This window comes from Streptomyces sp. NPDC059787, assembly GCF_042732315.1.
Classification (GTDB): domain Bacteria; phylum Actinomycetota; class Actinomycetes; order Streptomycetales; family Streptomycetaceae; genus Streptomyces; species Streptomyces atrovirens.
This window is the reverse complement of sequence record NZ_JBHWHX010000012.1, coordinates 170698-186025: the sequence shown is the minus strand read 5'-3', so window position 1 is coordinate 186025 and position 15328 is coordinate 170698. Positions and strand designations below refer to the sequence as shown.

Here is a 15328-nt window from a genome sequence, read left to right as displayed (position 1 = left end):
CGCCTCAGCCGCCCGGCAGGGTCGGCTGGACGCGCCGCAGGAACGCCGCGTTGTCGGGGGTCTCACGCATCCGGCCCAGCAGGGTCTCCAGGTCGGCCAGCCCGTCCCGCGACCGCAGCACGCGCCGCAGTCCCCGTACGGCGGTCAACTCGACCGGGGTGAGCAGCAGTTCCTCGCGACGGGTGCCCGATCCTGTGATGTCGACGGCGGGGAACAGCCGCCGCGCGGCGGCCTCGCGGCTCAGCCGGAACTCCATGTTGCCGGTGCTCTTGAGCTCCTCGAACCAGAACTCGTCGGCCCGGGAGCCGGTCTCCACCAGGGCGGAGGCGAGAATCGTGAGCGAGCCGCCCTCCTCGGCCTGCCGGGCGGCGCCGAAGAACCGCTTGGGCCCGAGCAGCGCGGAGGCGTCGACACCGCCGCTGAGGGTGCGGCCACCGGACGCGGCCGCGTTGTTGTACGCCCGGCACAGCCGGGTCAGCGAGTCGAGGAGCACGACGACGTCCTCGCCCGCCTCGACCAGCCGCCTGGCCCGCTCGATCACCAGCTCGGCGAGCGCGATGTGCTCCTTGGCGGGCCGGTCGAAGGTCGAGGCGTACACCTCGCCGCGCACCGAGCGCCGCATGTCGGTGACCTCCTCGGGGCGTTCGTCGAGCAGCACCACCATCAGCCGGCACTCGGGGTGGTTGCCGGCGACGGCCGCCGCGAGCTGCTGGAGGAGGACGGTCTTGCCGGTCTTGGGCGGCGCCACGAGCAGCCCGCGCTGCCCCTTGCCGACCGGCGCGAGCAGATCGGCGACCCGCCCGGCGAGGCCGGACGCCGGGTGCTCCAGGCGCAGCCGCCGGTGCGGGTGGAGCGGCGTCAGGTCGCGGAAGTGGCGCCGGTCGCGCAGTGCGTCGGGCGTGCGGCCTTCGACGCGGGTGACCTCGGTCAGGGCGTGCCGGTCGCCGCGCACGCCCTCCACGAGATCGCCCTTGCGCAGGCCGTGGCGGCGCAGCAGCGCGGGGGAGACGGACGGGTCGGAGGGGGAGGGCAGGCAGTTCTCGGCGCGCAGCCGCCCCTTCCCGGCCGCGTCGATGTCCAGGACACCGCTGACGAGCTGGGGCCGCTGCCGTACGGGAGGGTGATCGAGTGTGGTGGTGGTCATGGGGGTCGGTCCTTTCGCGGACGACGGACAGGGACGTGCGGTGGGAAGGAGGGAAACCGCGCGGGGAGGGCGGACACGCGCCTCCGGGCGGCGGAGAACAGCACCCCGGTCACGGCGGGAGGAGACCCGGCCGACGAGGTGGTGCGGGAAAGCCGTACGCCGGTCGGACACGACGGGCGGAAGCGGCGAACCGAAGTGATGTGCGAGGAGGAACTGGCACCGACGCCCGAACAAGAGGGGGCGTTACACGAGTGCTGCATGCACTGTACCACCCGGTGCGGTGGTGGGTCGGGAAAACGAGGTCCGTACGGACGACGGGCCCGCCGGTGACGACCGGCGGGCCCGTGTCGGAGTCTCGCTCCCGCGCGGGTTCAGGCGGGGTTCTCTCCCGCCTCGCGGGCGATCCGCTCGAACCGCGCCCCCATGGCCGCCGCGAGCGCCTGCGCACCCGACAGCGGACGCACCATCACGGTCAGCTCGTCGATGCGCCCGTCGTCGTCGACGTGGAGGAAGTCGCAGCCGTCGATCCGGCGGTCACCCACCCGCGCGGTGAACACGAGCGCGTGGTCACGGCCGCCCGCGTCGCCGATCTCGCGCACATACCGGAAGTCCTCGAAGACCTCCGCGACCGCGCGCAGGATCGCCCCGGTGACCGCTCTGCCGGTGTACGGCTTGAACACGACCGGGCTGGTGAAGACGACGTCCTCCGCCAGCAGCGCCACGGCGGCGTCGAGGTCATGGGCCTCCACCGCCTCCCGGAATGCTCGCATCACGGCTCCTGTAGTCAACTTGTTGAATAGGTGCGGATGACAATAATCACTCACTGCTAACGTGTCCACGTGTCCCTCAAGTACGCCGTCCTGGCCGCCCTCCTGGAGGGCGAGGCCTCGGGCTACGAGCTGTCCAAGATCTTCGACGTCTCGTTCGCCAACTTCTGGGCCTGTACGCCCCAGCAGCTCTACCGGGAACTCGAACGGCTGGCGGGGGACGGGCTCGTCGAGGCCCGGGTGGTACGGCAGGAACGCCGCCCGGACAAGCGGATGTTCACCCTCACCGAGTCCGGCCGCGACGACCTGCGCGCCTTCGCCGCCGAGCCGCCCCGGCGGCCCACCGCCATCCGCGACGAACTCCTGATCAAGATCCAGGCCATGGACGGTACGGACCCCGGGGCCACGGCCGCGCTGCTCGAGGAACGGATGGCGTGGGCGCGCGGCAAACTCGCCCGCTACGCGCGTGTGCGCGAACGCCTGCTGGACGGCCGCTCCGAGGAGCAGTACCTGAGCGAGGCCGACCGGGTCGGACCGTATCTCACCCTGCTGGGCGGAATCGCCTTCGAGGAGGAGAATCTGCGCTGGTGCGAGCGGGTGCTGACCGTGGTGCGCGGCCGTGCTCCCCTAGGCTGACCGGATGTTCAGCCCCGAAGGCCCCCGGCTGCGCGAACTCGCCGTCCAGGCGCTGTCGTCCGTGGAACGCGGCTACGACCTCCTCGCGCCGAAGTTCGACCACACCCCCTTCCGTACGCCCGACTCGGTGCTCGACGCCACCACGGAGGCACTGCGGCGGGCAGGACCCTTCGACGCCGGGCTCGATCTGTGCTGCGGCACCGGCGCGGGCGTCGACGTACTGCGGCAGGTGTGCCGGGGGAGCGTCACCGGCGTGGACTTCAGCACCGGCATGCTGACCGTCGCGCGGGAACGCGTCCGGCCGCCGGGGCCGGCGACCGGCTGGGTGCGGGCGGACGCGCGGGCACTGCCGTTCGGTCCGGTCTTCGACCTCGTGGTCAGCTTCGGCGCGTTCGGCCACTTCCTGCCGCGTGAACTGCCGGGGCTGTTCGCGCAGGTCCACTCGGTGCTCCGGCCGGGCGGACGCTTCGTCTTCCCCGTGGTCGCGCCGCCCCGGCCGGGCTCGCTCACGTACGGGATGCTGCTGGGGTTCGACGCCGTGATGCGGGTGCGCAACGCGGTGTGGCGCCCGCCGTTCGTCATGTACTACCGCGCCTTCCGCTTCGGTGCCGTGCGGCGCGAGCTGACCCGGGCCGGGTTCCGGGTGGAGTCGTGGGCACTGCCCGAGTTCGGACGGCGCCGGGACGGCAGTCCATGGGTCCGGCTGGTCGTCGCCGGACGCCCCGGACCCGGTCAGACCGCCGCCGGGACCGTGAACTCGTAGACCAGGACGTCCTCCTGGGCGTCCATGACGAGTTCGGTGATCTCCAGCGGGCGGGCGTACTGGTCGTGCACCCGCCGGGTGACCCGGACCGACGGCGTCCCCGCGACCGGCGTGATCGTGTCGCGGTGATGCAGGGTCAGACCCGCCCGGCGCATCCAGTCGTAGGCCCGCCGCAGCTCCGCCGCACCGGTGCCGTCGGCCCGGTCGCGGTAGCGGCCCAGCTCCTCGACCTCCGCGAGCGCCACGGCGGAAAACGATGTCACCGCCGCCCGCAGCTCCCGCCCGTCGGCCGACGCCGACCAGTAGCGGTGCACCAGCGTCGGCCGGGCCGGGGCCACTCCCAGGGCCTCGGCGTGCCCGGGCGGCGGAGCCTCCCAGGCCACGGTGGCCCTGGCCACCGCGCCCCGGCCGGCCCACCGCGCGCCGAGCGGGAAACCGGACGACGCCGGCGTCTCCACCGGCGGGCCGGGCAGCGTGGCATGGCTGCCCCGCCGGTCGGTGGCGACCAGCCCGTCACGGCGCAGCACCTGCAGCGCCTGCCGTACGGTCTCCCTGCTCACCTCGAAGTGCTCGGCCAACTGCCGCTCGCCTGGAAGGCGTTCGCCGGGCGGAATCGTTCCGTCCCGCAGTTCGCCGAGCAACTCCGTGGCGATCCTCCGGTAGAGGGGCTCACCTTCGGTGGGCGAGTGGTCGTGCGGGGTGGTGCGGGCCATGCCGCGCCTCCTGTTGGTGACGGTCCGTAGCGGTGCGGGCTCGTTGTGCCACCACATCTACCATTGGTCTACACCAGCAGGGAAGGGTGGTCCGGCAGTTCGGCCGGAACCGTACGGTCCCTCAGATGTACGAGCGCATCCAGCGCAGCTTGGCCGCCTCCTGGAACGCGCCGCCGCCCTCGTGGTCGTTGAAGTCGTACACCTCGATCGCCTTGTCGTCGTGCGCCCAGGCGTTGAAGGCCCCGAACACCGTGGAGGGCGGGCAGGTCTGGTCCTCCAGGGCCGCCGAGAACAGGGCGGGCGCACCGCCGCGGGCGGCGAAGTGCACGCCGTCGAAGTAGGACAGTGTGCGCAGGGCGTCCTCGAAGCGGCCGCGGTGCGTCTTGAGGTAGGAGCCGATCTCCCGGTACGGCTGCCGGTCGGTGAGCGTCGTCGCGCGCGGGAAGTCGCAGAGGAACGGCACGTCCGGCGCGATGCCGGCCAGGTCCGGGACCAGACCGCCCACCGCGATGGTGATGCCCCCGCCCTGGCTGGCGCCCACGGCGACCGTGCGGCTCGCGTCGGTCAGCGGGTGCGACCGCGCCGCCTCCACCGCCCGTACGGCGTCCGTGAACACCCGGCGGTAGTAGTAGTTCTCGGGCGCGTCGATGCCGCGTGTCATGAAACCGGGGTACGCCGGAGCGCCGCCCACCGGGTCCGCCGTACCGCCGCCGGCGCCCCAGGCGCTGCCCTGGCCCCGGGTGTCCATCACGAAGTGGGCCCGGCCCGTGGACGCCCACAGCAGGTGCTCGTGCGGCAGTCCGCGGCCACCGCCGTAGCCGATGAACTCCACCACCAGCGGCAGCGGGGCGTCGGCGTCGGCGGGCAGCGTCAGCCAGCCCTTGACGGGGTGACCGCCGAACCCGGCGAACGTCACGTCGAAGACGCGCACCGTCGACAGTCCCGTGTCGACCGGCTCGAAACGGGCGTCCAGATCGTGCTCGCGCGCCTCGTCGAGCGTCTTGGACCAGAACGCGTCGAAATCCTCGGGCGCGGTGGACGCGCTGCGGTACTCGCGCAGTTCGTCGAGGGGAAGGTCGAACAGGGCCATCAGGGACCGCCTTCGTGAAGAGACAGTGCGAAGCGATGACACCGTACGTGGATCACCGGCGCCATCGCCAGAGGCTTCGGGGAAAGTCCCAGGTGGTGGGCATGGAAAGCGATTGCTGTCGGGGGTATCGGCGGAAGGTGGCCACCGGCTCAGACGCCGCGGTGCGTCCACTCCGGTCCGGTGCGGGCCCACTCCCGTTCCCACTCCGCCAGCCTGCGGCGCATCGTCGCCCCGCGCACCGCCCGGTGCGCGAGCAGCACCACGGCCGCGGTGCCTCCCGCGGCACCGGCCCCCATGCCGATGCCGTACTGCCACACCGAGGCGTCGTCGACCGGCGGCGGCACGTCGCGCCCACGGGAGTCGAACCACACGTGCACCACGTCGCCGGGGCGCGCGTTCGCCGGGACGCGGGCGACGGCGGTGCGCGGCCCCTCACCCGGCTCCGTCCAGCGCACATCCGCGCGGAACACATGCCGTCCGCCCGTCCGGGCGGAGGGCCGTACCAGTGCGGACCGCTCCACGACCTCGGCGCGCACACGGTGGCGGTCGGCGCGCTGCTCCAGGGCGGTCGCCCGCGCCTCACCGTGCGCCCACCAGGCGGCGACCGCCCCCGCCAGCGGTGCCACCACACACAGCAGCGCGGCGACGGCCAGCGCCGTCCACGCCTCGACGACGTCCGAGCGGCGGCACAGCGGGCTGCGCCGACGCCGGCACAGCACCCGCGTTCGCATCTCGGACCTATCTGCCGTCACCGAGGCCGGGGCACGGACGGCCGTACGCGACGGCGGCCCCCGGCGGCTCACTCCGCGGCGCGCGGCAGCCACGGAACAGCCCCGGCCGGGTGCCCGGCCGGGGCTGTGCGAAACGGCGGGCGCCCCGACGGGGACGTCCCGGTCAGCCGAAGCGCTCGATACGGATCCGCTCCACGGGCTGGCCGGCCGCCACGAGCAGCCTGGAGGCGTGCTCGGCAAAGGAGTTGGAGCCGCACACATAGGCCTCCCACCCGCCAGGAGGCTGTTTGGCCAGGAGCGGCGCCACATGTGCGGCCGCCATACGTCCCACGGGCACACCTTCCGGGGCGCTGCGGGTGAACACCCGGGTCGTCTCCGCGCCGAACTCCCGCGCGTAGATCAGCTCCTCGGGGCTGCGGGCCGAGACCACCAGGCGCAGCGGCAGTCTCATGTCCCGGGCCCGGTGGTACCGCACCATCGACATCAGCGGGACCACTCCGGAGCCGGCGCCCACCAGCAGCGCGGGCCGGTCGCCCGGCCAGGCGAAGAAGCCGCTGAGCGGGCCGCGCACCTCGACCCGGTCACCGGGGCGGGCCACCGTGTGGAACCAGCCCGAGACCTCGCCGTCCTCGACCCGGTCCAGGGTCAGCTCGAGGTGCCCGGAGTCGTCCGGCGCCGACGCGATCGAATAGTGGCGCTGGGCCACATAGCCGTCCTCGGCGGTCAGCCGCAGCAGCAGATGCTGACCGGGCACATGCCCCGGCCAGCCGGGTACGGCGAACCGGAAGGTCGTCGCCCGCGGGGTCTCGCGGCGGATCTCCGTCAGGGTCGCCGTCCGCCACACGGACGCGGTCTGCTCGTTCACGCCGATCCGTCCGGGCACCGCGAACCGCGTCGGCGGGGCGGAGCGCCCCGGTGCGGCCGGTGACGCCGGTGTCATGGGTGTCGTCGATGTCGTCCGCTCAGTCACCGGAGTACCGCTGCTCCTCCCAGGGGTTGCCGCGCGTGTGGTAGCCGTTGCCCTCCCAGAAGCCCGGCTCGTCGTGGTCGAGGAGCCGCAGCCCCGCGATCCACTTGGCGCTCTTCCAGAAGTACAGGTGCGGCACGATCAGCCGTGCCGGGCCGCCGTGCTCGGGAGACAGCGGCCGGCCGTCGTACTCCCAGGCGATCCAGGCGCGGCCGCCGGTCACATCCGCGAGCGGCAGGCTGGTGGTGTAGCCGGTGTGCGCATACGCGACCACATGTGTCGCCGACCCATGGGGCCGGACCATATGGAGAAACGCGTCCAGCGAGACGCCGCCGAACCGCACCCCGAACTTCGACCAGCTCGTCACACAGTGGATGGCCCCCTCGTACGCCGAGGCCGGCAGCGCGTGCGCCTGCTCCCAGTCCCAGGTGCGGGGCTCCGCCACCAGTCCGTCGATCCGGAAGGTCCAGTCGGCGGGCGCCAGGTCGGGTGTGACCTCGGCGGACAGGACGGGCCATTCGTCGCCCGCGTCGTACTGACCCGGCGGCAGTCCGGGATTGTGCACGCGAGGGCGGCCGGTGAAGCCTCGGGTGATGTTCACGTGATCGGCGATTCCGTTGCGACTGGTGCTCAAGTGTTTTTCGTGTTCAACCGTACGCGGTGTCCGCGACCGCTGCGGTGCCAGGCCGGTCACGGTCCCGCGGGCCGGTCCGCGAGGCGCTCCACGGAGGCCGCGCGGCGCATCCTGGCTCCCGGACCGGGATGCGCCGGCCGTCCTCCGCCGGCCGCACCACCCGCACCCGGCGGTCCTCCGGGCCAGGGCGCCGCCCGGCCGGGCCGGACCGCTCCGGCACGGTCACCCGGCGGCTCACCGCCGGCCTGTACGGCGCGTGAGGGCCGGGCGGCCGGCGGCCCCGCAGCCGCCGCTCGTCCCCGGCTGTCCGGGCGGCGCGTACGACACCGGCGGCAGCCCGGGGTGCGCACGCCCGGCCGACGCCCGGCCGACGCGCGGGCACGGCGGGCGCACGGGCACGGCGGGCGCGGACCGTCTTCCCGCGCCGGCCGGTCCCCGCGGTCCCGGCCGCGTCCGCCCGCGCACACCTCCCTCCGCCCGTCCGCGGACTCCGGCCCGGTCCCGGCGGCGGAGGACGCCTCGTCGGCGGGGCCGGGGCATTCGTGGCGGGCACGGGCCGAGCGGCTTCGTCCAGGACGCTGCTCCGCCCGCGCACACCTCCCTCCGCGGTCCCGGGTCCCGGATACGCCGTACGGCGGCGGTGATCGTCGGGTAGTGTGGCCGTCCGGCTGCGGACCGCCCCAGCCGCAGGACGTCCCGGAGGTGAGACCCATTACCGCTGTGTCAGGTCGGGTGCTCTCACCTCGAAGCGACGCGGGCCACCGGCAGTAGGTGGCCGCGAGAGCGCCCTTCGGCTCCCGAAAGGCCCAAGGCTCTTGCCGCACATGCCGTCTCCGTCATCCTCTCCCTCCGCCGTTCCACCGTCCTCGTCCCGGGACGCCGTCGTGGCCGCGCTCCGCGCCGCCGGTTGCGTCTTCGCCGAGGACGAGGCCGAGTTGATCCTCGCCGCCGCGCCCACCCCCCGGGACATCGCCCCGATGGTCGAGCGCCGGGCGGCCGGACTGCCCCTCGAACTCGTCGTCGGCTGGGCCGAGTTCCACGGCCGGCGCATCACCGTGGAACCCGGTGTCTTCGTGCCCCGCCGCCGCACCGAGTTCCTCGTCGAGCAGGCACTCGCCCAGGCGCCGGACGCGTCCGTCGTCGTGGACCTGTGCTGCGGCTCCGGCGCCGTCGGCGCGGCCCTGGCCGCCGGACTCGGCACGGTCGAGCTGCACGCCGCCGACATCGACCCGGCCGCCGTGCGCTGCGCCCGCCGCAACGTCGCCGGACTCGGCGGCCGGGTCCACACCGGCGACCTGTTCGCGGCGCTCCCCGGCGGGCTGCGGGGCCGCGTCGGCATCCTCGCGGCCAATGTGCCGTACGTGCCCAGTGACGAGATCGGCCTGCTGCCCCCGGAGGCCCGCGACCACGAGCCGCTGGTCGCGCTCGACGGCGGCGCGGACGGCCTCGACGTGCTGCGCAGGGTCGCCGCCGGGGCACCCGGCTGGCTCGCGCCGGGCGGCTGCCTCCTGGTGGAGACCAGCAGCCGCCAGGCCCCCGCCGCCGTCGACGCCTTCACCACCGCCGGCCTGCGCACCCGCCTGGCCACCTCCGACGAGCGGTACGCCCATGTCGTGATCGGTGTGAGGCCCTAGGCCCTGCCGCCACCTTCCCGCCCGGCGACGCCCGGTACGTACCGGGCGCCGCCGGGCCCGTACTCCGGGCGGACGACGGGAACGTGCCGGCAGGACCCGGGACCGCTCAGGGACCCGGTGTCGTCGCGCGGGCGATGAGCAGGGCCACGTCGTCGAAGTTGTCGGGTTCGTGCAGGGTGCGCAGGAGGAGGTCGCAGAGCTCCTCCAGGGAGTCGCCGGGGTGGTCCAGCAGGGCCAGCAGCCGGTCCAGGCGCTCGTCCAGCGGATGCCGGCGCGTCTCGACGAGACCGTCGGTGTAGAGCACCAGCAGATCGCCCGGTTCCAGCTCGACGGTGGTCGTGGAGAAGGCCACCCCGCCCACCCCCAGCGGCACCCCCGTGGGCAGATCGAGCAGTTCGGGAGCGTGCCCGGCCCGCACCCGGACCGGCGGCAGATGCCCGGCGTTGGCGATCGTGCACCGCCGCCCGCGGGGATCGTGGACGGCGTAGACACAGGTGGCGATCGCCTGGTCCAGGCCGCCGGTGATCCGGTCCAGGTGCTCCAGGAGGACGGCCGGATCGAGGCCGAGGGAGGCGAGGGTGTGGGTGGCCGTGCGCAGTCGGCCCATGGTGGCCGCCGCGGGGATGCCGCTGCCCATCACGTCCCCCACGACGAGGGCCGTCCTGTCGTCCTCCAGCGGGATCACGTCGAACCAGTCGCCGCCGACCTCGCTGGTGGCGCCCGCCGGCTGGTAGCGGGAGGCGACCTCCAGGCCGCCCGTCACGGACGGATGGCTCGGCAGCAGACTGCGCTGCAGGGTGAGGGCGGTGCCGCGGGCGTTCTGGTACCAGCGGGCGTTGTCGATCTGCACGGCCGCGCGGGAGGCCAGCTCCCGCGCGAGCAGCAGATCGTCCTCGTCGAACGGGAGGGGGTTGCGCGTGCGGGTGAGGTCGAGGGCGCCCAGCACCTCCCCGCGCGCGATCAGCGGCACGGCCAGATACGAGTGGACTCCCGCCCGCGCCAGCAGCGCGGCCGCCTCCGGGGAGCGGGCGATCCGCGCCAGGTCCTCGTCCTTGGTCCGCGGCACCATCACCGGCAGCCCGGTGCGCACGCACTCGGTGATCAGCCGGTCCGGCGCGTACCGGGTCACCCGGCCCGGCGGGTCGGCCGCCGCCAGCACCTCGGACGCCGCGTCCACCCCGCGCACCGCCAGCGCCCGGATCACCGCCGGCTCGGTGGGGCCGAGGGTGCTGCGACGGCCCCGTACCACCGCGTCCAGCAGATCCACCGCCGCCGCGTCGGCCAGCTCCGGTACGGCCACGTCGGCCAGCTCACCGGCCGTACGGTCCAGGTCCAGGGTGGTGCCGATCCGCGCGGTGGCGTCGGCGATCACGGCGAGCCGCCGCCGCGCGGTCTCGGTCTCGGCGTTCGCCCGGTGCTGCTCGGTGACGTCCACCACCGACACGGCCACGCCCAGCACCGTGCCGAGCGCGTTCTCCAGGCGGTACAGCGAGACCGACCAGGCGTGGTCCTCGTCCGGATCGGCCGGGGTACGGCCGGTCATGGGCCGGTCGACGACGGGCCGGCCGGTGTCCAGGACCCGGCGCGCGCCGGTCTCCAGCTCCTCGGTGTCCACCAGCGGCAGCACCTCGCGGACCGTGCGGCCCAGATGCTCCTCGGCCGGGATGCCGTTGATCTCCTCCAGCGCCGGATTCACCGAGACGTAGCGCAGACCGGTGTCCAGCACGGCCAGCCCGATGGGGGACTGGGCGACGATCCGGGTCGACAGCGCCACGTCCTGTTCCAGCCGGCGCACGGTCGACTGGTCCACCGCCAGACCGAGGGCGTACACGTTCCCCCGGGCGTCCAGCAACCGCATGTTGCGGAACTCCACCAACCGGGTGTCGCCGTCCTTGCGGCGGATCGGGAAGGCCCCGGCCCAGCTCCGTCCGGTGCGCATGACGTCGGCGAAGAGTTTCACCACGAGGTCCAGGTGCTGCTCGTGCACCATGATCCGGGCGGCGTACTGGCCGAGCGCCTCCCGTGCGCCGTACCCGAACAGCTCCTCGGCCTGGGGGCTCCACAGCACGATCCGCCCCTCGGCGTCCAGGACCACCGAGGCCACCCGCAGCACGTCGAGCAGCCCGCTGGGACGTACCGGTCCGCGCGCCGGCCCGTCGCCGTCGGCCGGGGGTGACCCCGCTGCACTCATCGCACGCCCCGCCTTCACCGATTCCCACGGCACGTCGTCACCGTGCCGACACCCCTTGTTCTACCGCGCGCGGGGCTGATTCTCCGCCGCTCCTGCCGTCCGGTTCCAGCTTCTCCCACCATCGGGGCGGGCGCCCGCGAAGCCGTCGCCGCGGCAGCGGCGCGCGGGTAGTGCTCTTCGCCGGGTGGTGCTTTGCTGAGTGAGGGGGCGGGGGACGTGTGGGCCACGAGAGGAGCGATCACGATGGGCAGCGAACGACCGCACCCGGAGTCCGTCTCGGTCGAGATCAGCGGATGCAGCAAGGACGACGCCCGGATCGTGTTCGACACGCTGTGCGCGTGCTTCACGTCCGACCGGTGCTCCGACGACGTACCGGAGGAGTTCTCCGAGACCCGCCCGACGGTCTGGCTCGGCACCTTCGACGTCGCCGACGCGCACGAGGGCACCCGGCCCGAGGCCCGGCTGGCCTCGTCGGTCGACGCCGACGTGCACGGCGGCTACTGGGCGATCGACCGGTTCCGTACGACCCTGGGCTCCCTGTTCACGGTGCACGATCTGAGCACGGTCCCCGGCGACCAGGAGGAGGAGCTGCACGTACGCCTCGAAAGCCGGTGACGCTCCCGGTCCCGTGTGCCCTCCGTCTCTTATGCAACTAGTTGCATAAAGCGGTGCGCGTGCCTTACAACTACAGGCACGACACCGCGCACGGAGGGCCCGATGAGCCGTTACCCCCACCTGCTGAACCCCCTCGACCTGGGCTTCACCACCCTGCCCAACCGGGTCCTCATGGGCTCCATGCACGTGGGCCTGGAGGAGGCCGAGGGCGGCTTCTCCCGCATGGCCGAGTTCTACGCCGCCCGCGCCCGCGGCGGGGTCGGCCTCATCGTCACCGGCGGCATCGCCCCCAACGACGAGGGGCGGCCCTACGAGGGCGGCGCGAAGCTCACCACCGAGGCCGAGGCCGAGCAGCACCGGACCGTCACCGACGCCGTGCACCGCGAGGGCGGGCGCATCGCGATGCAGATCCTGCACTTCGGCCGGTACGCCTACCACCGGGACCTGGTCGCCCCCAGCCCCGTGCAGGCACCGATCAGCCCCTTCCCGCCGCGCGAACTGACCGACGCCGAGGTCGAGCGCACCGTCGACGACTACGCCCGCGCCGCCCGCCTCGCCCGGCGGGCCGGCTACGACGGCGTCGAGATCATGGGCTCCGAGGGCTACCTGATCAACGAGTTCATCGCCGCGCAGACCAACCACCGCACCGACCGCTGGGGCGGCTCGTACGAGAACCGCATGCGTTTCCCCGTCGAGATCGTCCGCCGGGTGCGCGAGGCGGTCGGCGAGGACTTCATCGTCGTCTACCGGCTCTCCATGCTCGACCTCGTGCCCGGCGGCTCCACCCTGGACGAGGTGATCACCCTGGCCAAGGCGGTCGAGGAGGCCGGCGCCACGATCATCAACACCGGCATCGGCTGGCACGAGGCCCGCATCCCCACCATCGCCACCTCCGTGCCGCGCGGCGCGTACACCTGGGTGACCAAGCGCCTGATGGGTGAGGTGTCGGTCCCGCTGGTCACCACCAACCGCATCAACACCCCCGAACTCGCCGAGCAGTTGCTCGCGGAGGGCACGGCGGACATGGTGTCGATGGCCCGCCCCATGCTCGCCGACCCCGACTTCGTCGCCAAGGCCGCCGACGGCCGCCCGGAGGCGATCAACACCTGCATCGGCTGCAACCAGGCCTGCCTCGACCACACCTTCAGCGGGCAGATCACCTCCTGCCTGGTCAATCCGCGCGCCTGCCACGAGACCGAGCTGGTCCTCTCCCCGACCCGCCGCCGCAAGCGCGTCGCCGTCGTCGGCGCGGGACCGGCCGGCCTCGCCTGCGCCGTCAGCGCCGCCGAACGCGGCCACGAAGTCACCCTGTTCGACGCCGCGAGCGAGATCGGCGGCCAGCTCAACGTGGCCCGCAAGGTCCCCGGCAAGCAGGAGTTCGACGAGACCCTGCGCTACTTCCGCACCCGCCTCGCCGAACTGGCCGTCGACGTACGCCTCGACACGCGCGTCACCGCCGACGACGTGGCCGGGTACGACGAGACCGTCGTCGCCACCGGCGTCACCCCGCGCACCCCCGACATCCCCGGCGTCGACCACCCGAGCGTGCTCGGCTACCTCGACGTGCTCCGCGACGGCGCCCCCGTCGGCGACCGGGTCGCCGTCCTCGGCGCGGGCGGCATCGGCTTCGACGTCGCCGAGTTCCTCACCGACGGCGGCGACAAGGCGCACGAGAACCCCGGGACGTACTTCCGTCAGTGGGGCGTCGACCTCGACTACCGCGCCCCCGGCGGCCTCGCCGTACCCGAGCGCCCCGCCCCGCCGCGCACCGTCCACCTGCTGCAGCGCAAGACGTCCAAGGTCGGCGCCGGTCTCGGCAAGACCACCGGCTGGATCCACCGCACCGAACTCAAGCACCGCGGCGTCACCATGGTCCCCGGCGTGCGCTACGACCGGATCGACGACGCCGGACTGCACGTCACCGTCGACGGCGAGAGCACCGTCCTTGAGGTCGACACCGTCGTCCTGTGCACCGGCCAGGAGCCGCGCCGCGACCTGTACGAGGAACTGGTCGCCGCCGGACGGCCCGTCCACCTGATCGGCGGCGCCGACGTGGCCGCCGAGCTGGACGCCAAGCGCGCCATCAAGCAGGGCACCGAGCTGGCGGCGACGCTGTAGTGCGGGCGCGGCCCGTCCCTAGGATGAGCCCATGTCACTCCCGCACGCGATCCTCACCGCCCTGCTCGAGAAGCCGTCGTCGGGGCTGGAGCTGACCCGCCGGTTCGACCGGTCGATCGGCTACTTCTGGTCCGCGACGCACCAGCAGATCTATCGCGAGCTGGGGAAACTGGAGACCGAGGGCCTGATCCGGGCCCTTCCCCCCGAGCAGCCGGCCCGGGGGCAGAAGAAGGCGTACGAGGTCCTGCCGGCGGGGCGCGCGGAACTGGCCCGCTGGACCTCCGCCTCCCAGGATCCCAAGCCGCACCGCGACGCGATGCTGTTGCGGCTGAGGGCGGCGGCCGTGGTCGGCACGGAAGGTCTGGCGGCCGATCTGCGGCGCCACCGGGAGCTGCACGAGCGCCAGTTGGCGGAGTACCGGGAGATCGAGCGGCGCGACTTCCCGCCCGGCAAGGACGGACCGGGGGACCGGCTGCGCCATCTGGTGCTGCGGGCCGGCATCGACCTGGAGACCTTCTGGACCCAGTGGCTCGACCACGCGCTGGCGGAGTTCGCCCTGCTGCCGGACGCCGGTGAGCCGGAGCCTCCGGGCGTACGGGAGGCGTGACACCGCGACGGGTCGACGCCGGCCGCCCGCCCGGAGCGCGTCGGACGTGACGGCGGCCGGCGCCGGGTCTAGAAGTGGCGCGGAGCGCTGCGGCGGCGCAGGTACCAGGCCGTGGCGGCGATCCCCGTGCCGACCAGTGCGCCGCCCGCCACCAGCGTGACCGTGCCGTAGTCCGTCGAACCGCCGCCGATTCCGCCCATCACCCCGCGGGACGGCGAGGCCGTGGGCGAGACCGAAGGGCTGGGAGCCGTGGAGACGACGACGGACTGCGTGCCCGCGGTGCTGCCGTTCGAGCACACCACGACCACCGTGTACGTGCCCGGACCGACGTTCGACCAGGCGGCGGACTGTCCCGAACCGCTCCCCGACAGCGCCACCTGACGGCCCTGCGAGAAGCTCGTCTGGCCGCTGCTGAGCAGCGAGGCGGTGCCCCAGTGGCCGTTGGTCTGGGTGCACGAACTGGTGCTCACCGAGACCGTCGACCCGGTGGTGCTGACGGAGATCCCGGCCGCGGCGGCCGGCCCGGCCAGGGTCAGCGCGAGCGCGGCGGCGGCAGCCGCCGTCGGACCGGAGCGGAGCAGTGGCTTCGAGGTGCGCATGTGGACCGCTTTCCGGCGGCACGGCCGGCGGTACATCCCTTGCGCCGCCGAGGTCGGGGAGCGCCCGTGCTGCCACGAGGCAAGCCAACGGGCCCTGGGACCCGCGCGCACTCCGGCGG

At 73.7% G+C, this 15328-nt stretch carries 15 protein-coding genes; 6 read left to right on the top strand and 9 right to left on the bottom strand.

Translation table 11 applies throughout. The features are described from left to right. Positions 1-4: 4 nt before the first annotated feature. Entirely contained in the window at positions 5-1144 is a 1140-nt protein-coding gene (gene rho, locus ACFV5H_RS14570) for a transcription termination factor Rho (RefSeq protein ID WP_385048826.1), read from the bottom strand. A gap of 371 nt (positions 1145-1515) precedes the next feature. After that, positions 1516-1914 carry a nuclear transport factor 2 family protein gene (locus tag ACFV5H_RS14565; RefSeq protein ID WP_385194883.1) on the bottom strand — a complete coding sequence of 133 codons (399 nt, stop codon included), beginning with the start codon at positions 1912-1914 and terminating at the stop codon, positions 1516-1518. 69 nt (positions 1915-1983) lie between these two features. On the opposite strand from ACFV5H_RS14565, the gene ACFV5H_RS14560 reads away from it, so the two are divergent. Continuing rightward, the gene (locus ACFV5H_RS14560) at positions 1984-2547 is read left to right on the top strand and encodes a PadR family transcriptional regulator (RefSeq protein ID WP_344555583.1); all 564 of its coding nucleotides are present in this window, start codon (positions 1984-1986) and stop codon (positions 2545-2547) included. A gap of 4 nt (positions 2548-2551) precedes the next feature. Then, the gene (locus tag ACFV5H_RS14555; protein ID WP_385194880.1) at positions 2552-3310 is read left to right on the top strand and encodes a class I SAM-dependent methyltransferase; all 759 of its coding nucleotides are present in this window, start codon (positions 2552-2554) and stop codon (positions 3308-3310) included. Here ACFV5H_RS14555 and ACFV5H_RS14550 read toward each other — a convergent pair. The 5 genes from ACFV5H_RS14550 to ACFV5H_RS14530 form a co-directional block, all read right to left on the bottom strand. After that, a complete protein-coding gene (locus tag ACFV5H_RS14550) occupies positions 3280-4023 on the bottom strand; it encodes a GntR family transcriptional regulator (protein WP_385048817.1) in 744 nt (247 codons plus the stop codon). The genes ACFV5H_RS14555 and ACFV5H_RS14550 overlap by 31 nt on opposite strands. A gap of 121 nt (positions 4024-4144) precedes the next feature. Further along, positions 4145-5113: an acetylxylan esterase gene (locus tag ACFV5H_RS14545; protein ID WP_385048814.1), complete on the bottom strand. Its 969-nt coding sequence runs from the start codon at positions 5111-5113 to the stop codon at positions 4145-4147. Between the two features lie 149 nt (positions 5114-5262). Next, on the bottom strand, positions 5263-5844 hold the full coding sequence (locus ACFV5H_RS14540) for a hypothetical protein (protein WP_385194877.1): 582 nt from the start codon (positions 5842-5844) through the stop codon (positions 5263-5265). 163 nt (positions 5845-6007) lie between these two features. Continuing rightward, positions 6008-6784 (bottom strand): ferredoxin reductase, encoded by a 777-nt coding sequence (locus ACFV5H_RS14535; protein WP_385048909.1) that lies wholly within the window; start codon positions 6782-6784, stop codon positions 6008-6010. 22 nt (positions 6785-6806) lie between these two features. Then, positions 6807-7412 carry a sulfite oxidase-like oxidoreductase gene (locus ACFV5H_RS14530; protein ID WP_385194874.1) on the bottom strand — a complete coding sequence of 202 codons (606 nt, stop codon included), beginning with the start codon at positions 7410-7412 and terminating at the stop codon, positions 6807-6809. 857 nt (positions 7413-8269) lie between these two features. Here ACFV5H_RS14530 and ACFV5H_RS14525 point away from each other — a divergent pair. Then, entirely contained in the window at positions 8270-9079 is an 810-nt protein-coding gene (locus ACFV5H_RS14525) for a putative protein N(5)-glutamine methyltransferase (protein WP_385194871.1), read from the top strand. A gap of 106 nt (positions 9080-9185) precedes the next feature. Here the strand turns inward: ACFV5H_RS14525 and ACFV5H_RS14520 are convergent, their stop codons facing one another. Continuing rightward, positions 9186-11270 carry a SpoIIE family protein phosphatase gene (locus tag ACFV5H_RS14520; RefSeq protein ID WP_385048803.1) on the bottom strand — a complete coding sequence of 695 codons (2085 nt, stop codon included), beginning with the start codon at positions 11268-11270 and terminating at the stop codon, positions 9186-9188. Between the two features lie 243 nt (positions 11271-11513). On the opposite strand from ACFV5H_RS14520, the gene ACFV5H_RS14515 reads away from it, so the two are divergent. From ACFV5H_RS14515 to ACFV5H_RS14505, 3 genes are all read left to right on the top strand, one after another. After that, a complete protein-coding gene (locus tag ACFV5H_RS14515; RefSeq protein WP_385048800.1) occupies positions 11514-11885 on the top strand; it encodes a hypothetical protein in 372 nt (123 codons plus the stop codon). Positions 11886-11987: 102 nt separating this feature from the next. Further along, the gene (locus ACFV5H_RS14510) at positions 11988-14003 is read left to right on the top strand and encodes an FAD-dependent oxidoreductase (RefSeq protein WP_385194869.1); all 2016 of its coding nucleotides are present in this window, start codon (positions 11988-11990) and stop codon (positions 14001-14003) included. Positions 14004-14034: 31 nt separating this feature from the next. Further along, positions 14035-14610 carry a PadR family transcriptional regulator gene (locus ACFV5H_RS14505; RefSeq protein ID WP_385194866.1) on the top strand — a complete coding sequence of 192 codons (576 nt, stop codon included), beginning with the start codon at positions 14035-14037 and terminating at the stop codon, positions 14608-14610. 68 nt (positions 14611-14678) lie between these two features. On the opposite strand, the gene ACFV5H_RS14500 is transcribed toward ACFV5H_RS14505, so the two are convergent. Further along, a complete protein-coding gene (locus ACFV5H_RS14500) occupies positions 14679-15209 on the bottom strand; it encodes a hypothetical protein (protein WP_385048792.1) in 531 nt (176 codons plus the stop codon). Positions 15210-15328 lie beyond the last annotated feature (119 nt).